The 17,241-nt window shown below is 71.7% G+C and carries 20 protein-coding genes and 2 tRNA genes; 12 read left to right on the top strand and 10 right to left on the bottom strand.

The window, feature by feature from the left end; all coding sequences use genetic code 11:
- Positions 1-7 precede the first annotated feature (7 nt).
- Genes ACZ43H_RS12075 through ACZ43H_RS12065 form a run of 3 tightly spaced genes read right to left on the bottom strand, consistent with a single transcriptional unit; the run spans position 8 to position 1,910 of the window.
- Positions 8-613: a CbiQ family ECF transporter T component gene (locus ACZ43H_RS12075; protein WP_464590610.1), complete on the bottom strand. Its 606-nt coding sequence runs from the start codon at positions 611-613 to the stop codon at positions 8-10.
- Positions 610-1,299, bottom strand: coding sequence for an energy-coupling factor ABC transporter ATP-binding protein (locus ACZ43H_RS12070; protein ID WP_464590608.1), 690 nt, complete (start codon positions 1,297-1,299; stop codon positions 610-612). Before ACZ43H_RS12070 ends, ACZ43H_RS12075 begins: the two co-directional genes overlap by 4 nt.
- Positions 1,296-1,910 carry a biotin transporter BioY gene (locus tag ACZ43H_RS12065; RefSeq protein WP_464590606.1) on the bottom strand — a complete coding sequence of 205 codons (615 nt, stop codon included), beginning with the start codon at positions 1,908-1,910 and terminating at the stop codon, positions 1,296-1,298. The genes ACZ43H_RS12070 and ACZ43H_RS12065 overlap by 4 nt, the downstream gene beginning before the upstream one ends.
- A gap of 111 nt (positions 1,911-2,021) precedes the next feature.
- Between ACZ43H_RS12065 and ACZ43H_RS12060 the strand changes: the two genes are divergently transcribed.
- Positions 2,022-2,588 carry a TetR/AcrR family transcriptional regulator C-terminal domain-containing protein gene (locus tag ACZ43H_RS12060; RefSeq protein WP_464590604.1) on the top strand — a complete coding sequence of 189 codons (567 nt, stop codon included), beginning with the start codon at positions 2,022-2,024 and terminating at the stop codon, positions 2,586-2,588.
- A gap of 131 nt (positions 2,589-2,719) precedes the next feature.
- Here ACZ43H_RS12060 and ACZ43H_RS12055 read toward each other — a convergent pair whose 3' ends face one another.
- The 5 genes from ACZ43H_RS12055 to ACZ43H_RS12035 are packed head-to-tail and all read right to left on the bottom strand — an operon-like array spanning position 2,720 to position 5,678.
- Positions 2,720-3,328, bottom strand: a complete 609-nt coding sequence (locus ACZ43H_RS12055) for a pentapeptide repeat-containing protein (RefSeq protein WP_464590602.1) — start codon at positions 3,326-3,328, stop codon at positions 2,720-2,722.
- Positions 3,321-3,590, bottom strand: coding sequence for a DUF2087 domain-containing protein (locus ACZ43H_RS12050; protein WP_464590600.1), 270 nt, complete (start codon positions 3,588-3,590; stop codon positions 3,321-3,323). Before ACZ43H_RS12050 ends, ACZ43H_RS12055 begins: the two co-directional genes overlap by 8 nt.
- On the bottom strand, positions 3,587-4,159 hold the full coding sequence (locus ACZ43H_RS12045) for a M23 family metallopeptidase (RefSeq protein WP_464590598.1): 573 nt from the start codon (positions 4,157-4,159) through the stop codon (positions 3,587-3,589). Before ACZ43H_RS12045 ends, ACZ43H_RS12050 begins: the two co-directional genes overlap by 4 nt.
- A gap of 9 nt (positions 4,160-4,168) precedes the next feature.
- A complete protein-coding gene (locus tag ACZ43H_RS12040) occupies positions 4,169-4,771 on the bottom strand; it encodes a hypothetical protein (protein WP_464590596.1) in 603 nt (200 codons plus the stop codon).
- A gap of 10 nt (positions 4,772-4,781) precedes the next feature.
- Positions 4,782-5,678 (bottom strand): 3-methyladenine DNA glycosylase, encoded by an 897-nt coding sequence (locus ACZ43H_RS12035; protein ID WP_464590594.1) that lies wholly within the window; start codon positions 5,676-5,678, stop codon positions 4,782-4,784.
- Positions 5,679-5,710: 32 nt separating this feature from the next.
- Here ACZ43H_RS12035 and ACZ43H_RS12030 point away from each other — a divergent pair, with 32 nt between their 5' ends.
- From ACZ43H_RS12030 to ACZ43H_RS12010, 5 genes are all read left to right on the top strand, one after another.
- The gene (locus tag ACZ43H_RS12030; protein WP_464590592.1) at positions 5,711-6,520 is read left to right on the top strand and encodes a fumarylacetoacetate hydrolase family protein; all 810 of its coding nucleotides are present in this window, start codon (positions 5,711-5,713) and stop codon (positions 6,518-6,520) included.
- Entirely contained in the window at positions 6,521-8,029 is a 1,509-nt protein-coding gene (gltX, locus tag ACZ43H_RS12025; RefSeq protein WP_464590590.1) for a glutamate--tRNA ligase, read from the top strand. It abuts the gene before it with no gap.
- Between the two features lies 1 nt (position 8,030).
- Positions 8,031-8,987 (top strand): lysostaphin resistance A-like protein, encoded by a 957-nt coding sequence (locus ACZ43H_RS12020; RefSeq protein WP_464590588.1) that lies wholly within the window; start codon positions 8,031-8,033, stop codon positions 8,985-8,987.
- 46 nt (positions 8,988-9,033) lie between these two features.
- A tRNA-Gln gene (locus ACZ43H_RS12015) sits at positions 9,034-9,105 on the top strand.
- An 89-nt stretch (positions 9,106-9,194) separates the two neighbouring features.
- A tRNA-Glu gene (locus ACZ43H_RS12010) sits at positions 9,195-9,267 on the top strand.
- Positions 9,268-9,356: 89 nt separating this feature from the next.
- Here ACZ43H_RS12010 and ACZ43H_RS12005 read toward each other — a convergent pair.
- Positions 9,357-10,466 carry an LCP family protein gene (locus ACZ43H_RS12005; RefSeq protein ID WP_464590586.1) on the bottom strand — a complete coding sequence of 370 codons (1,110 nt, stop codon included), beginning with the start codon at positions 10,464-10,466 and terminating at the stop codon, positions 9,357-9,359.
- 131 nt (positions 10,467-10,597) lie between these two features.
- On the opposite strand from ACZ43H_RS12005, the gene ACZ43H_RS12000 reads away from it, so the two are divergent.
- The gene (locus ACZ43H_RS12000; RefSeq protein WP_464590584.1) at positions 10,598-12,127 is read left to right on the top strand and encodes a DNA-3-methyladenine glycosylase 2 family protein; all 1,530 of its coding nucleotides are present in this window, start codon (positions 10,598-10,600) and stop codon (positions 12,125-12,127) included.
- A gap of 1 nt (position 12,128) precedes the next feature.
- Positions 12,129-12,614 (top strand): methylated-DNA--[protein]-cysteine S-methyltransferase, encoded by a 486-nt coding sequence (locus tag ACZ43H_RS11995; RefSeq protein WP_464590582.1) that lies wholly within the window; start codon positions 12,129-12,131, stop codon positions 12,612-12,614.
- Between the two features lie 119 nt (positions 12,615-12,733).
- Here the strand turns inward: ACZ43H_RS11995 and ACZ43H_RS11990 are convergent, their stop codons facing one another.
- On the bottom strand, positions 12,734-13,456 hold the full coding sequence (locus tag ACZ43H_RS11990) for an IclR family transcriptional regulator (RefSeq protein WP_379184121.1): 723 nt from the start codon (positions 13,454-13,456) through the stop codon (positions 12,734-12,736).
- Positions 13,457-13,587: 131 nt separating this feature from the next.
- Here ACZ43H_RS11990 and leuC point away from each other — a divergent pair, with 131 nt between their 5' ends.
- The 4 genes from leuC to ACZ43H_RS11970 all read left to right on the top strand — a co-directional run bounded on the left by leuC (position 13,588) and on the right by ACZ43H_RS11970 (position 17,228).
- The gene (gene leuC, locus ACZ43H_RS11985; protein ID WP_464590580.1) at positions 13,588-14,988 is read left to right on the top strand and encodes a 3-isopropylmalate dehydratase large subunit; all 1,401 of its coding nucleotides are present in this window, start codon (positions 13,588-13,590) and stop codon (positions 14,986-14,988) included.
- An 18-nt stretch (positions 14,989-15,006) separates the two neighbouring features.
- Positions 15,007-15,606 carry a 3-isopropylmalate dehydratase small subunit gene (gene leuD / locus ACZ43H_RS11980; RefSeq protein ID WP_464590578.1) on the top strand — a complete coding sequence of 200 codons (600 nt, stop codon included), beginning with the start codon at positions 15,007-15,009 and terminating at the stop codon, positions 15,604-15,606.
- Positions 15,607-15,668: 62 nt separating this feature from the next.
- Complete coding sequence (locus ACZ43H_RS11975) at positions 15,669-16,256, top strand: alpha/beta fold hydrolase (protein ID WP_464590576.1); 588 nt, start codon at positions 15,669-15,671, stop codon at positions 16,254-16,256.
- A gap of 240 nt (positions 16,257-16,496) precedes the next feature.
- Complete coding sequence (locus ACZ43H_RS11970) at positions 16,497-17,228, top strand: HU family DNA-binding protein (RefSeq protein WP_464590574.1); 732 nt, start codon at positions 16,497-16,499, stop codon at positions 17,226-17,228.
- Positions 17,229-17,241: the final 13 nt, after the last annotated feature.

Here is a 17,241-nt window from a genome sequence, read left to right as displayed (position 1 = left end):
TCATCCGTCAGTCGTCGCCGATCCCCCGCGCATGCAGCGCGTCACCGGTCGCACGGGCGTGGGCGACCACCCGGATCACCATCGGCGTCAGCCGCGCCCGGGGGTCCCGCTCGAGCCCGCGCGCCAGGGCGGCGTCCCGGGTCTCGTCCGCGATCTCGATCGTCGTGGGGACGGCCCGGATCATCAGCGCGAAGGCCAGCGCCACCCGGTCGGCGTCGACCCCCAGGCGGCGCAACGGCCGCAGCGCCCGGGTGACGGTGTCGAGGATCTCGTCGATCGACGTGGTGACGGTCAGGACGGTCGCGAGCAGCACCAGCGCGAGCAGGTCGCCCACCGACTCCACCGCGCGCGGCCAGCCCCGCTGCCAGAGCTGGTAGGCGCCCAGGGCGGCGGCCACCAGCAGCATGCCGCGCAGCGCGCGCACCGTGAGCCGCACCCCGGCGCCCGACCAGGCGACCAGCAGCGCTGCGGCCACCAGCAGCACGATGCTGCTGACCGGACCGCGCAGTCCCACCACGACCGCGCCGGCGACGAGCAGCCCGAGGAGCTTGGCGCCGGCAGGGAGGCGGTGGAGCAGCGTGGTGCCCGGCCGGTGCAGGCCGAGCATGCTCATGCGGTGGCCCGGTAGTGCTCCACGACCGAGGCCGCCTCACCGTCGGCGACGACCCGTCCTCCGTCGACCAGCAGCGCCCGCTCGCACCGGGCAGCCAGCTCGAGGTCGTGGGTGACCAGCACGAGCTGCTGGGGGAGACCCAGCAGCAGCTCGCCGATGCGCCGGCTGTTCGCGAGGTCCAGCAGCGTCGTGGGCTCGTCGGCCACCAGCACCCGGGGATCGGTCGCCAGCACGCCGGCGAGCGCCAGCAGCTGCCGCTGTCCGCCGGAGAGGGTGTGCACGCTGCGGTCGGCGAGCTCCTCGAGGCCGTACGCCGCGAGCACCTCGAGGGCCGCCCGGCGACGGTCCGCCTTGGTGCGATGCGTACGCCGCAGCGACAGCGCCACGTCCTCGACCACCGTCGGCATCACCAGCTGCGCGGCCGGGTCGGTGAACACGAAGCCCACGCGGCGGCGTACCTCCCGACCCTGGCGGGCGACGTCGAGGTCGTCCACGAGCACCCGGCCGCTCGTCGCGGTCACCAGGCCGTTGAGCAGCCGGGCGAGGGTGGACTTCCCCGAGCCGTTGGCCCCCACCAGCGCGATCCGCTGCTCGGTCAGCTCGAGGGTGGTCTCCTCGAGGATGCGGACGTCCCCGTCGGCGGTGGGGACGCGCACGGTCGCCCCGTCCAGCCGGATGGTGCTCACGCGGCGAGCGAGCCCTCCCGGGCCGCCTCCGCCGGACCGCGGTCGAGCAGGTCGGGGAAGGCGCGGTGCACCGCGGTGGCGACCAGCGCCATCGCGACGTTCTTGATCACGTCGCCGATCCAGAACACCTTGTCGATGTCGAAGGCGCCCGACCAGGTCATGCCGTCGATGCGCCACACGAGGCCGGCCATGCCGAGGGTGTGGATGCACAGGGCACTGCTGACCAGCCCGGCCAGGAAGATCGCCGGCACGCTGGACTGGACCGTGCGGCGGGGGAGGCGCTCGACGATCAGCCCGCAGAGGCCGGCGGCGAGCGGGAAGCCGATGAGGTAGCCGACCGTCGGGCCGCTGAAGACGGCCAGGCCGGACGCGCCGTTCGCGAAGACCGGGAGACCGGCCGCGCCGACGACGAGGTAGAGCAGCACGGCCAGGAAGCCCCGTCGGGCACCGAGCACGGCGCCGGACAGCAGCACCCCGAAGGTCTGCAACGTGATCGGCACCGGGCCGGTGAGGTTGATCGACGGCAGCACGGCGCAGGCCGCCACGAGCGCGGCGAAGCCGGCGATCAGGGCGAGGTCGGTGCTGCGCCGGGCGGAGTCGTTGCTCGTCACGTGGGTTCCTTCTCGGGGAGCGGCCTGTCCGGGTGGTCAGGTGAACGGCGTTCAGGTTAGGTTCGGGGCCGGTGCCCGTCAAAGCGGGGCCGCCCCGAGCACAGGAGATCCATGCGCTACCAACGGTCCGACGTCGTCGAGCGGGCGATCGCCGTCCTCGACACCTACGGCCTCGCCGACCTGACGATGCGGCGGCTCGGGGCCGAGCTGGGGGTGCAGCCCAGCGCGCTCTACCACCACTTCGCCAACAAGCAGACCCTGCTGGCGGCCGTCGCCGACGAGATCCTGGCCCGGGGCCGTCGTGACCGCCGGACCGGGCTCCCGTGGGACGAGCGCGTGGTCGCCGTCTGCACCGAGCTGCGCGACGCGATGCTGGCCTACCGGGACGGCGCCGAGGTCGTCGCGACGGTGCACGCGTTCGGGCTCGGTGCCGCCGAGCCCGAGCAGGCCCTCGGCGACGCCCTCGCCGACGGCGGCCTGGCCCCCGAGCTGCGTCGTACCGCCGCGCGCACCCTCCTGCACTTCGTCTTCGGCCACGTCTCCGAGGAGCAGACCCACCTCCAGGCCGGCAGCGCCGGCGCGATCGAGGGGGCACCCCGCGAGGAGTCCGACTTCGACCTCGGCCTCGCGATCGTGGTCGACGGGATCCGGCTGCACCAGGCCGCTGCCAAGCGATAGTCCGGCACGTTCCTGACGGCCAGGCGATGGTCCGGCACGTTCCTGACGTACGACGCCGTCAGAACGTGCCGGACTATCCGGGGGATGACGAAACGTGCCGGACTATCCGGGGGATGACGAAACGTGCCGGACTATCCGGGGGGAGCGGCGTCCACCTCGGCGCCGTGCAGCTCAGCGAGCAGGACGGCACCGGGGAGGTCCAGGTGGGTACGCCGCAGCCGGGCGGCGGCCAGGTCGACCCGGTCCAGCCGCGCTCCGCGCAGGTCGGCCTCGCCGAGGTCGGTGTCGCGGAGGGTGGCGCCCTCGAGCCGGGTGCCGCGCAGCGAGGTCCCGCTGAGGTCGGAGAGGGACAGGTCCGCGTCGCGGAGGTCGAGGCCCGCCAGGTCGAGCTTCGAGAGGTTGGCGCCGCGCATCGTGACGCCGCGCCACTGCCCGCCCGTGACCCGCATCGGCCGCAGGGTGCAGTCGGAGAACACCGAGCCGAGCAGCTTGCAGCCCTCGAACGTCGCGTCGAAGAAGCTGGTGCGGCGGAAGTCGCAGGCCACGAATGCCGAGCTCTGGTGGACCGACGCGTTGAACCGGCAGTTGTGGAAGATGCACCGGTCGAAGGTCGCGCCGGCCGTGCTGACCTCGCTGAGGTCCACGGCGGTGAACGTGCACTCCTCGAAGCGCGCCGCGCCGAGGTCCTCGCCGTACCAGTCCTCGTCGCGGAAGCTCGTGCCCGTCGACGCCTCAGACATCGACGGTGCCCCCGCTGCGCCAGTAGACGCCGTCCTCCCGGGAGAGGAACTGGCTCTCGACGAGGTAGCGACGCAGCGCGGCGTGGTCGGCGTGGAACCCGTTCAGGATCTCGTTGACCTCCGCCTCGGCGTAGCGCTCCCCGGGTTCGAAGGACTGGGCGAGGTGGTCCAGCACGACCAGCAGCTTGGCGCGCTTGGACGGGATGGTGTGCAGCCGGCCGTCGGCGTCCAGGAAGCTGCGCAGGACCCGGTCGTCGGTCACGACTTCTTCTTCTCGGTGAGGTGCAGCAGCGGGCGCGGCAGGACGGCGCTGTCGAGCCCGCCCCCGACGGCCCGCCGCTCGAAGTGGAGGTGGCACCCGTCCGGCGCCCCGTTGTCGGAGGCCAGCGCGATCTTCTCGCCGCGGCGGACCCGGTCGCCGGGGTGGGCGAAGACCTTGCGGGTGTGCCCGATCACGAGGTCGTAGCCGCGGTGCCGGTTGCGGATCAGCATCGGGTTGGTGCCGTACGCCGGCCCCAGCGACTCGTGCGACACCACCCGGCCGCGGAACCGTGCGTAGAGCGGGGTGCCGCACTTCATCGCGATGTCGATCCCGTGGTGGAAGCCTCGGTCGTGCGCGCACCGCGGGTCGGGGTCGTAGTACGGCGCCGGGGTGCAGCCGTAACGGACCATGATCCGGTGCGCCCCGGCGTACCACGGCGAGGTGTAGCGGGTCTTCTCGTTGGTGTAGAAGACCCAGCGCGGGTCGCCCCCGGCGTCGGCCGGCGCGGTCAGGACCCCCAGCAGCAGGGGCAGCAGGAGCAGGGCGGCGAGTGCACGTCCGAGTCGCATGCGCCCACGCTAGACCGACGCGGTCGTGCAGGCGGGGCACGCCTGCGGATCGCCGCGGTGGAACGCCGTCCCCAGCTCGGTGAGGCCCGGTCGCGTGAGGCCGCACCTGGTCCGTTCGGGGGTCGTCAGCCCGTGCACGAGTCCCTCGACCACCCAGTCGCCCCGGCGCGGGTGGCGGACGCGGACGGGGACCGTCCCGGCGCCGTCGGGATCGGTGCGCTGGCGGGCACGGTGGGCGGCCAGGGCACGTGGCTCGGTCTCGTCGACGCGGCGCAGGTCACGCTCGCGGACCACGGCCGGGTACCACACCGGCCACGCCACCCAGCGGTGGTCGCCCTCGCGCCAGGCCTCCTCCACGAGGACCCGCAGGTCGTGCAGGTCCGTCGGGTGCGCCCTCCCGGGGACCGCGGTGGGCGACGTGGTGCGGCGGACCCACATCGGAGACGTCGTCAGACCCTCGGGGTGGTAGGCGACCTCGAACCGCGCGGGGCGGAACCACCCCCGTCGCGCCCCGACCTGGCGGACCAGGACCTGGCTGCTCGCGACCTCCGGAGTCGCCCAGGTGGGACGCACGTCGGGCGCATCGCCCCGGCCGAAGTCCGCTGTCCCCACGCGTCGGACGCTAGCAGCGGGCGCGGACGCCGACGGCCGACAGCAGGCGCTCGCACTCGGCGAGCAGCCGGGCCCGCAGCGGGGCGCCCCGCTCGGCGAACGCCCGCTGCGCGGCGGCGTACTCCTGCTTGCCCTCGGCGGTCTCGACCCGGACCGGCTCGAAGCCGAGGTCCGCGAGGTCGTACGGCGCGGCGCGCATGTCGAGCACCCGGATGTCCCGGGCGAGCTCGAAGCAGTCGGCCACCAGGTCCGAGGAGATCATCGGGGTGAGCCGGAAGGCGTGCTTGTAGAGGTCCATCCCGGCGTGCAGGCAGGCCGGCTGCTCGAACGCCGGACGGTCCGCCGAGGTGGGGGAGAGCGTGTTCAGCGGCCGGGCCGGGCCGGTGAAGAACCGGTAGGCGTCGAAGTGGGAGCACGCGATCCGGTGGGACTCGACCACCGCGTCGGTGCCCTCCGGCCCCAGCCGCAGCGGCCAGTCGGCGTGCCGGGTCTCGTCCTCGGCGAGCCGGTAGACCATCGCCCACTCATGCATGCCGAAGCAGCCGAAGTTGGGGGTGCGTCCTGCCGTGGCCGAGAGCAGCGCGCGCAGGGACTCGAGCAGTGGACGCTGCGACGCGACGTACTCGTCCGAGACCGTGACCACGTCACCGTCGGAGCGCCGCTCCAGGACCGAGTACCCCTTCAGGCCGGCGTACGCCGAGGCATCGCCGCCCAGCCCCACGCCGTGCCCCGGGTGCCAGCGGCGCAGCTGTGCCGGGCGCTGCGAGTAGTAGGTGAACAGGAAGTCGTGCACGGGGTGCTTGACCCGCGACTCGCGCCGGGCCAGGTGCGGCTGCACGAACGCGTCCACACGCTCGGCGTGTGCGGCAGCGCACGCCCTCCACTCGACCTCGTCCAGCACCTCCACGGGCACAAACCCTAGGTCGATAGGCTCGGCAGGTGCGCATCGCGAGATTCACCACCGGAGAAGACCCGCTCTACGGAGTCGTGACGGGGGAGCTCGACGAGTTCGGGCAGCCCGCCGAGGACAGCATGGTCGTGGCCCTGGCCGGCGACCCGCTGTACGTCGGCGTCAAGCTGCTCGACCAGGAGCACCGCCTCGAGGACGTCCGCCTGCTGGCGCCGGTGCTGCCGCGCAGCAAGGTGGTGGGCATCGGCCGCAACTACGCCGCCCACGCCGCCGAGCTCGGCAACGACGTCCCCTCCGAGCCGCTGATGTTCCTCAAGCCCAACACCAGCGTGGTCGGCCCGGGCGACCCGATCTTCTACCCGCCGCAGACCCAGAACCTCCACTACGAGGGCGAGCTCGCGGTCGTGATCGGCCGCATCTGCCGCGACGTGCCGCCGGAACAGGCGACTGACGTCATCCACGGCTACACGATCGCCAACGACGTGACCGCGCGCGACCTGCAGAAGTCGGACGTGCAGTTCACGCGCGCCAAGGGCTTCGACTCGTTCTGCCCGCTGGGCCCGTGGATCGAGACCGACCTGGACCCGCAGACCTTCGCCGACGGCGTGAAGATCCAGACCTTCCTCAACGGCGACGTCGTGCAGGACGGCAGCACCAGCGACCTGATCTTCGACATCCCCACGCTCATCGCTCACGTCTCGAGCGTGATGACGCTGCTCCCCGGCGACGTCATCCTCACCGGCACCCCCGAGGGTGTCGGCCCCATGAACGTCGGCGACGAGGTCGAGGTCTCGATCGCCGGACTCGGCACTCTCACGAACAAGGTGGCTCTGCGCTAAATGGTCCCGACAAGCTCGACCAACCAGAACAACGGCTCGACCGAGGGGCGGCCCGTCCGGGTCCGGATGGCGCCCTCGCCCACCGGCAGCCCGCACGTGGGCCTGGTGCGCACCGCGCTGTTCAACTGGGCCTACGCCCGACACCACGGCGGGACCTTCGTCTTCCGGATCGAGGACACCGACAAGGAGCGCTCCACCGAGGAGTCCTACCGGTCGATCATCGACCTGATGCAGTGGCTCGGTCTCACGTGGGACGAGGGCGTCGAGGTCGGCGGCGACCACGGTCCCTACCGCCAGTCCGAGCGCACCGAGCTCTACCGCGACGTGCTGGCCAAGCTGGCCCATTCGTCGTACACCTACGACTGCTTCTGCACCAACGAGGAGGTGGACGCGCGTCGCAAGGCCGCCGGCTCCAAGGTGCAGGGGTACGACGGCTTCTGCCGCGAGCTCTCCGCCGAGCAGCGGGCCGCGTTCGAGGCCGAGGGTCGCTCGTCGATCGTGCGGTTCCGCATGCCCGAGGGCTCCATCACCTGGGACGACCTGGTGCGGGGCGACGTGACCTTCGAGACGCAGTACGTCCCGGACTTCGCGCTGTGCCGCGCCAACGGCGACCCGCTCTACACCCTCACCGCCCCGGTCGACGACGCGACCATGCGCATCACCCACGTGCTGCGCGGTGAGGACCTGCTGTCGTCGACGCCGCGCCAGCTGGCCCTCTTCGAGGCGCTCAAGGCCATCGGCATCGCCGAGATCACGCCCGAGTACGGCCACCTGCCCTACGTCATGGGCCAGGGCAACAAGAAGCTCTCCAAGCGCGACCCCGAGGCGCACGCGCTGGCCTACCGCGACCAGGGCTTCCTGCCCGAGGGCCTGCTCAACTACCTCGCCCTGCTGGGCTGGGCGATCGCGGCCGACCGCGACGTCTTCTCGATGCAGGAGATGGTCGAGAAGTTCGACCTCAAGGACGTCAACCCCAACCCTGCGCGCTTCGACCTCAAGAAGGCCGAGGCCATCAACGCCGCCCAGATGCGGCTGCTGCCCCTCGACGAGATCACCCACCGGGTCATCCCGTTCCTCAAGGCCGCCGGCGTCCTGTCCGACCCGGTGCGCGACGCCGACGCCCAGCTCCTCGAGCTGGCGATGCCGCTGGTCGCCGAGCGCATCAACAAGCTCACCGAGGCGGTCGACATGCTGGACTTCCTCTTCGTCGACGAGGGGTCGTTCACGCGCGACGCGACCGACGTGGAGAAGCTGCTCACCGAGGACGGCAAGGCGGTCGTGCAGGCGTCGTACGACGCGCTCGCGAGCCTCGAGGGCTGGTCGACCGCCGGGATCCAGGAGGCCCTCCAGACGAAGCTGGTCGAGGAGATGGGGCTCAAGCCCCGCAACGCGTTCGGACCCGTCCGCGTGGCCGTCACCGGCCGGCGGGTCTCCCCGCCGCTGTTCGAGTCGCTGGAGCTGCTGGGACGCGAGCGCGGGCTCGGTCGACTGCGCAGCGCCCTCGCGTGACATGAGCGGCCCGTCCGTCCCCGGGGAGGGGCTGCCCTACCACCTCGTCCAGCGCGGCGGCCGGCCCGGCTGGTGGCGCCCCGTGCTGGGGACGGTCGGGTTCGTGGTGGTGATGCTGGGCGTGGTGCCGCTGCTGCTCCAGGTGCTCTTCGCGCTGGGGTACGCGCTCGCCGGTCGCGACGTCGGCGACAGCCTGCAACGGCTGGTCGACCTGGAGGACCCGACGCCCCTGGGGCTGGCCTACCTCAACCTGGTGCTCGCCGCGGCGATCCCGGTCACCTGGGTCGTCGTGAGAGTCGTGCACGGCATCCTGCCGCGCTGGCTGGCCTCGGTCCGGCCGCGGATCCGCTGGCGCTGGTTCGCCGTCTGCCTCGGGCTGGCGGTCCTGTCGCTGGTCGTGACGCTCATGGTCTCGGCGATGGTGCCCTCGTCGTCCAGCGACCCGCAGGTCAACGGCTCGGTCAACGACTTCACCAGCACGACGCGCGACTTCCTGCTGGTCGTGCTGCTGCTCACGCCGTTGCAGGCGGCAGGGGAGGAGTACGCCTTCCGCGGCTACCTGACCCAGGCCTTCGGCGGCCTGTTCAACAGGCGGTGGGTCGCGGTCGTGGGCCCGGCCGTCCTCTTCGCCCTCGCGCACGGCGCCCAGAGCGCACCGGTCTTCTTCGACCGCTTCGCCTTCGGGGTGGTCGCCGGCACGCTCGTGGTCCTCACCGGCGGCCTCGAGGCCGGCATCGCGATGCACGTGCTGAACAACTGGCTGGCCTTCGGTCTCGCACTCGCGTTCGGCGACATGGGGTCGACCCTCAACCCGACCGGAGGGAGCTGGTGGACGTTGCCGGTGACCCTCACCCAGTCGCTGGTCTACCTCGCCCTGGCGCTGCTCGTGGCCCGCCGTACAGGCCTGGAAACCACCTCGCACGAGGCCGTTTTGGTGGCCGCGAGAGGTCGCGTGTAAGGTTCCTTCTCGGCTCGGGGCGGTGATTCGAACCAGCCAAAGTCAATGGGATATGGTGTAATTGGCAGCACGACTGATTCTGGTTCAGTTAGTCTAGGTTCGAGTCCTAGTATCCCAGCGAAGTCCCGGTCAGCCGGCCGGGATTTGGTGTGAAACCGGCGGTTTCGCTAAGGTTTCACCCGCTGCTCGAGAAGAGCAGCAAGGCAAGCCCCCGTTGTGTAGCGGCCTAGCACGCCGCCCTCTCAAGGCGGTAGCGCCGGTTCGAATCCGGTCGGGGGTACGCAACGAAGAAGGCCCGGTCCGTCAGGACCGGGCCTTCTCGCATCTCGTCGATCTGGAGCGTCGGCCGCGCAGTGTGACGCTCGTGACTCAGGCGCAGATCCCGGCCGCCGCGGCCGCGTCCTTCTGGACCTGGCTGCTGTGCTTCTTCGGGCCGTCGGCCGACAGCGAGTCCCGCACGAACGAGCCCAGCGGAGCGTCGTCGTGCACCTGCCGGACCAGCTTCTCGTACGCCGGGTCGAGACCCACGTGAGGGTAGCCGGCCGTCCCGGGGGCGTACAGGAAGTTCGGCATGGTGACGAACTTGATGTGCGCCGGGTCGGCGTCCTTGAGCTGTCCCGCGAGATCGACGAGGGCGCTGGCGCTGGCCAGGTCAGGGCTGGCCTGGAGCGAGCTGGTGAGCGCGTCCGCGAAGCCGAGCAGCCGGTCCGGCCGGGTGAGCGTGTCGGCGGAGAGGACCTTGTTGGTCATCGCGGCGATGAACGACTGCTGGCGCTTCATCCGGCCGATGTCGGTGCCGCTGAGGACGTGGCGCAGCCGGACGTAGTTGAGCGCCTGCCTGCCGTCGAGGTGGACGTCGGCGCCGGCGTCGAAGTGCACGTGGAGGTACTTCGGGTCGTCGAGCGGCTCGGGGATGCACACGTTGACGCCGTGGATCGCATCGACCATGTCCTTGAAGCCGGCGAAGTCGATCGTGAGGTACTCGTCGACGTAGACGGGCGCGAACACCGACTCGAACTGCTCGACGGTGCACTCCGGGCCGCCGCGGGCGAACGCGTCGTTCCAGAGCACGTCGCCCCCGCCGGGGACGACCTTGCCGTCCACCGTGCAGTCCGGACGGTCGACGAGGAGGTCGCGGGGGACCGAGATGCCGTACGCCGACTTCCGGTCCGCCGCGACGTGGAGCAGGATCGTGGTGTCCGAGACCCCGCCGCCCGCCTCGGCGTCGACGTGGCAGCCGTCGCAGTCGCGGGTGTCGTTGCCCATGATCAGGATGTTGAGCGGCTCGTGCGGCTGGTCGGCGGCCTTGGGCTGCTTGGTGTTGTGGTGCTTGATGGCCGGGCCGGCCGTGATGTTGCCGTCGATGTGCCGGTAGGCCAGGACCACGCCCACCCCGGTGACGAGCGCGACGACGAGCTCCGCCACGAGGATGACCCGCAGCACGGGGAGGCGGCGTCGCCGGGCGGTGGCTGCAGGCATCGTCGTCCTTCGGTGCTCGGGTGAGGTCTCGGAGACTATGACGTGATCGCGGCGCTCCGTGTTGCATCGCCGGGGACGGCCGTGTCCGATTCCCGCCAGAAGCTGTCGGTGGCCTGGGTGATGATGGACGCATGCACGCCGCCACCGTCCCCGGCACCGCCCCGGCAGCCGGGCTCGACCCCGAGTCCTGCTACCGGGCCGTGAAGTCCCGGGACCGCCGCTTCGACGGCGTCTTCTACACCGCGGTCCGCACCACCGGCATCTACTGCCGCCCGTCGTGCCCCGCGCGCACCCCGGCGTTCGCCAACGTCACCTTCCACCCGAGCGCCGCCTCGGCCCAGGCGGCCGGCTACCGCGCCTGCAAGCGCTGCCTGCCCGACGCGACGCCGGGCAGCCCGGACTGGGACGTCGCAGCGACCGCCGCGGGCCGGGCGATGCGGCTGATCGCCGACGGGGTCGTCGACCGCGAGGGAGTGGACGGTCTGGCCCGCCGGGTCGGCTACACCCCCCGCCACCTCAGCCGCATCCTCGCGGCCGAGCTCGGCGCCGGACCGCTCGCGCTCGCGCGGGCACGTCGCGCCCAGACCGCTCGCGTCCTCATCGAGACCACCGAGCTGACCTACGCCGACGTGGCCTTCGCGGCCGGGTTCTCGAGCGTGCGGCAGTTCAACGACACCATGCGTGAGGTGTACGCCGCCTCGCCGACCGAGCTGCGCGGGCGTCGGGGCGGGCGTCCTGCCACCGGCACGGTCACGATGCGGCTCGCCGTACGCACCCCGTTCGCCGGCCGGGCGCTGCTGGCCTTCCTGGCCTACCACCTCGTGCCCGGAGTCGAGGTCGCGGGGAGGGGCTGGTACGCCCGCACCCTGGACCTGCCGCACGGGCCGGGCACGGTGCGGCTGGACGTCGACGACGCCCTCGAGGAGGGCCAGACGGCCTTCGTGACCGCGACGTTCGAGCTGCGCGACCTGCGTGACACCGCGGCGGCCGTCGAGCGCACCCGTCGCCTCGTTGACGCCGACTGCGACCCGCTCGCCGTCGACGACCACTTCGCCGGCGACCCCGTCATCGGCCCGTTGGTGCGCCGTCAGCCCGGGCTGCGGGTGCCCGGCCAGGTCGACGGGGACGAGGTCGCGATCCGCACCGTGATCGGCCAGCAGGTCAGCGTCGTCGGTGCGTGCACGGTGACCGGGCGTCTGGTCGCCGAGCACGGACGGTCGGTGCAGAGCTCGATACCCGGTCTGACCCACCTCTTCCCCACGCCCGAGAGCCTCGCCGGCGTGGATCCGGGGTCGCTGCCGATGCCGCGGGCCCGGGGGCGGGCGCTGGTCGGCCTGGCGCGGTCGCTGGCGTCCGGCGAGGTCGCCCTCGACCGCGGACCGGACCGCGACGGCGTCCGCGCCGCGCTGCTGGAGCTGCCCGGCATCGGACCGTGGACCGCCGACTACGTCGCGATGCGTGCGCTCGCGCACCCCGACGTCTTCCTGCCCACCGACGTGGGCGTGCGCAACGCGCTGACTGGCCTCGGGCACGACGCCGCCGCCGCCGTCGCCCGGCAGGACGACTGGCGCCCGTGGCGCTCCTACGCCCTGATGCACCTGTGGAACACGCTGATGCCGCCCGTCCCGGCGACGTCGGCAGCCGAGACCGAGGAGTACTGACATGTGGACCGTGACCGACAGCCCCGTCGGCGAGCTGCGCATCATCGAGACCGAGGGCGCGATCTCCGCGATCGAGTTCTCCCCGTTCGAGGACGGGGGCACGCGGCCGCGAGGAGAGCAGGACGACAGCGTCCCGGTGCTCGTGGAGGCGGCGCGGCAGCTGCGCGCCTACTTCGACCGCGATCTCAAGGAGTTCGACCTGCCGCTCGCTCCGGTGGGCACGCAGTTCCAGCAGCGCGTCTGGGAGCAGCTGCGCACGATCGGGTACGGCGAGACCGCGACGTACGGCCAGATCGCCCTGCGTCTCGGCCTCACCGGCCACGGCTCGCGCGCGGTCGGCCTGGCCAACGGGCGCAACCCGATCCCGATCGTGGTCCCGTGCCACCGCGTGGTCGGCGCCGACGGCACCCTCACCGGCTACGCCGGGGGCCTCCCGCGCAAGCAGACCCTCCTCGAGCTCGAGCAGGCCGCCCACGCCCTGTTCTGATCAGGGACGCGAAGCGGACCTGATCGTCGGTGGTCGAGCAGCGACCGCGACCTCGCGGGCTCGGTCGCGCTCGACCTGGGTGCTGCTTCTCGGACCTCGCAACCTCGGTGCGAGGCACCTCACTCGGCGGCGGCCCGGCGCAGTGACTCCGAGAGCCGCTCGGCGGCGGCGAGGACAGCGGGGGCGTGCATGCGACCGGGCTGGCGGGAGAGCCGCTCGAGCGGTCCGGAGACCGAGACGGCGGCGATGATCTTGCCGCTGGGGGAGCGGACCGGGGCCGAGACCGAGGCCACGCCCTGCTCGCGCTCGCCGACCGACTGGGCCCAGCCGCGACGGCGGATGCCGGAGAGGGCGGCGGCGGAGAAGGCGGCGTTCTGCAGCCCGCGGTGCATCCGCTCCGGGTCCTCCCAGGCGAGCAGGACCTGGGCCGCGGAGCCCGCCCGCATCGTGAGCTGCGAGCCCACGGGGATGGTGTCGCGCAGGCCGCTGGGCCGCTCGGCGGCGGCCACGCAGACCCGGTGCTCGCCCTGGCGACGCCACAGCTGCGCCGACTCACCGGTGATGTCCCGCAGCCGGGCCAGCACCGGGCCGGCGGTCGCGAGCAGCCGGTCCTCACCGGCGGCGGCCGAGAGCTCGGCGAGGCGGGGCCCGAGCACGAAGCGGCCCTGCATGTCGCGGGCGACGAGACGGTGGTGCTCGAGCGCCACGGCCAGCCGGTGGGCCGTCGGGCGGGCGAGGCCGGTGCCGGCGACGAGACCGGCCAGGGTCGCCGGGCCGGACTCGAGGGCGGTGAGCACGAGGGCGGCCTTGTCGAGGACGCCGACTCCGCTAGAGTTGTCCATATGGCAATACTGCCGTCTCAGATCATGGGATGCAAGCGGTAGCCTGTGTGACGTCCTCGGGACCGCGGTCCCCACCGGGTCGACCGCCGAGGTGAACAGCACGAAGACGAACGAGCAAGAGGGAGACAGTCATGGGCAAGACCCTGGCCGAGAAGGTCTGGGACGAGCACGTCGTCCGCACCGCTGACGGAGAGCCGGACCTGCTCTACATCGACCTCCACCTCCTGCACGAGGTCACCTCCCCGCAGGCCTTCGACGGCCTGCGGCTCGCGGGCCGGACCGTGCGCCGTCCGGACCTCACCCTCGCCACCGAGGACCACAACGTGCCCACGCTGGACTGGGACAAGCCGATCGCGGACCCGGTCTCGCGCACCCAGGTGGAGACGCTGCGGAAGAACTGCGAGGAGTTCGGGGTCCGGCTGCACCCGCTCGGCGACATCGAGCAGGGCATCGTCCACGTCGTGGGCCCACAGCTCGGGCTCACCCAGCCGGGCATGACGATCGTCTGCGGTGACAGCCACACCAGCACCCACGGCGCCTTCGGGGCCATCGCCTTCGGGATCGGTACGTCGGAGGTCGAGCACGTGCTCGCCACCCAGACGTTGCCGCAGGCCAAGCCGAAGACCATGGCCGTCACCGTCAACGGCAGCCTGCCCGAGGGCGTCACCGCCAAGGACCTCGTCCTCACCCTGATCGCCCACACCGGCACCGGCGGCGGGCAGGGCTACATCGTCGAGTACCGCGGCGAGGCCATCGAGGCGCTCTCGATGGAGGCCCGGATGACCGTGTGCAACATGAGCATCGAGTGGGGCGCGAAGGCCGGCCTGATCGCGCCGGACCAGACGACCTTCGACTACATCGAGGGTCGCCCCGAGGCCCCGAAGGGCGCGGACTGGGACGCCGCGGTCGAGCACTGGAAGACCCTCGTCACCGACGAGGACGCGCAGTTCGACGAGGAGATCGTCCTCGACGCGAGCACGATGACCCCGTTCGTCACCTGGGGCACCAACCCCGGGCAGGGCGTCCCGCTGGGAGCCAGCGTGCCGGACCCCGCGGACCTCGACGACGCCCAGGACCGCATCGCCGCCGAGAAGGCCCTGCAGTACATGGGCCTCGAGGCCGGCACCCCGATGCGTGACGTCAAGGTCGACACCGTCTTCGTCGGCTCCTGCACCAACGGTCGCATCGAGGACCTGCGCGCGGCCGCGGCCATCGTTGAGGGCCGCAAGGTGGACAAGGACACCCGGCTGCTGGTGGTGCCCGGCTCGGTCCGGGTCCGCCTCCAGGCCGAGGAGGAGGGGCTCGACGTCATCTTCAAGGAGGCGGGTGCCGAGTGGCGCGGGGCCGGCTGCTCGATGTGCCTGGGCATGAACCCCGACCAGCTCCAGCCCGGCGAGCGCAGCGCATCGACCTCCAACCGCAACTTCGAGGGGCGTCAGGGCAAGGGCGGCCGCACCCACCTGGTGTCGGTGCCGGTCGCCGCCGCCACCGCCATCCGGGGCACCCTCTCCTCGCCCGCCGACCTCGACTGAGACACCGAAGGACATCCGATGGAGAAGTTCACCAGCCACACCGGCGTCGGCGTCCCGCTGCGTCGCAGCAACGTCGACACCGACCAGATCATCCCGGCGGTCTACCTCAAGCGCGTGACCCGCACCGGCTTCGAGGACGGCCTCTTCGCGGCCTGGCGCAACGACGAGTCCTTCGTGCTCAACGACCCGGCGTACGCCGGCGGGTCGGTGCTCGTCGCCGGCCCCGACTTCGGCACCGGCTCCTCGCGCGAGCACGCCGTCTGGGCCCTGCAGAACTACGGGTTCAAGGCCGTCGTCTCGCCCAGGTTCGGCGACATCTTCCGCGGCAACGCCGGCAAGGCGGGCCTGGTCGCGGCCAAGGTCGACGAGAAGGTCGTGCAGCGGCTGTGGGACCTCCTGGAGGAGGACCCGGGCGCCACGGTGACCGTGGACCTCGAGTCGCGCACCGTCCGTGCCGGGGAGGGTCCGGACGCGATCGAGGACTCCTTCGACATCGACGACTACACGCGCTGGCGGCTGCTCGAGGGCCTCGACGACGTCGGCATCACCCTCGGCCACGAGGCGGACATCGCGTCGTACGAGTCCTCTCGCCCGGCCTGGAAGCCCGCCACGCTCTGAGTCCCTCGGCCGCGGGCCGAGACATGTGACCGCCCATCCGCGGGGTACGACCGCGCCTCGCCGTGCTGCTGGAGGGCCTGCAGCTCCAGGACGCGTCCCTCGTGGGCTTCTCGATGGGCGGCGGCGAGGTGGCCCGCTACGTGTCGACGTACGGCGAGGACCGCCTGCACTCGGTGGTGTTCGCCGGCGCGGTGCCGCCCTATCTGCTCAAGACCGCGGACAACCCGGACGGCGGGTTGGGGGAGGGCGACGTCGACGGGATGCAGCAGGGCGTGCGCGAGGACCGCGCCGGCTTCCTGGACGGGTTCACCACCGACTTCTTCTCGGTCGACGGTGAGCTCAAGGTCTCCGAGGAGCAGCGCCGGCAGGCGCTGGCCCTCGAGGAGCCTGCCCGCGACGAGGCGGTGGTCGCCTGCATCGACTCCTTCGGCCGCACCGACTTCCGCAAGGACCTCGAGCGCATCAGCGTGCCGACCCTGGTGATCCACGGGGACAGCGACTCGATCGTGCCGCTGGAGGTCTCCGGCAGGCGAACGGCCGACAGTGTCGACAGTGCGCGGCTCGTCGTCGTCGAGGGAGCGCCGCACGGATTCAACGTCAGCCACGCCAACGAGTTCAACGAGCACCTGCTCGCTTTCCTGGCCGGCTGATCCGACCGCAAAGTGCCCGAATCCCCAAGCAGGACTGGGGATTCGGGCACCTTGTCTTTCCCGCGATGATGCGAATCGACGGCGATTCCCTGATTCCACGCGGGATATCGGTCCGGACGAGCGTGAAAAAAGAACGCCAAATAGTCGGCGTGGTGATTGTGGCGATGGCCACGAATACCTAGCGTGCGTTGAAGAAAGTCGAGCACGGGCTCGGCCCACAGTTCATTGGAAGGGAAGCTAGTGAACAAAACTCAGCTCATCGACGCGCTGGCCCAGCGTTACGAGGGGAACCGGAAGGCTGCCGCGCACGCGCTCGATTCCGTCCTGGACACGATCACTCGCGAGGTCGCCAAGGGCGAGAAGGTCGCGATCACCGGGTTCGGCTCCTTCGAGAAGCGCATCCGCGAGGCTCGCTGGGTCCGCAACCCGCAGACCGGCCAGCGGATCAAGGCGAAGAAGACGGCCGTCCCCAAGTTCAGCCCCGGGCAGGACCTCAAGAACGTCGTCTCCGGCGCCAAGAAGCTGCCCAAGCTGACCCTGGCCGCCTCGGGCACCGCCGCCAAGAAGGCCGCCGCACCCGCGAAGGCCGCCGCATCCGCTGCCAAGAAGGCGGCACCTGCCAAGAAGACCGCCACGGCGACCAGGTCGACGGCGGCCAAGAAGACCAGCACCGCGAAGTCGGCTCCGGCCAAGAAGACGGCCGCGAAGTCGACGCCAACCAAGAAGACGACCACCGCCAAGGCGACGCCCGCGAAGAAGGCGCCCGCCAAGAAGACCGCCACGGCGACCAAGACGACGGCGGCCAAGAAGACCAGCACCGCGAAGTCGGCTGCGGCCAAGAAGACGGCGGCCAAGTCGACCCCGGCCAAGAAGACCAGCACCGCCAAGGCGACGCCGGCCAAGAAGGCGCCTGCGAAGAAGGCACCTGCGAAGAAGGCGCCGGCGAAGAAGTCCACGGCCAAGAAGTCCTGATCAGCAGCGGCGC

The sequence above is a fragment of the Nocardioides sp. DN36 genome (assembly GCF_055380375.1).
Note: the sequence above shows the minus strand (reverse complement) of the source record. Positions and strands in the feature narration are given on the sequence as shown.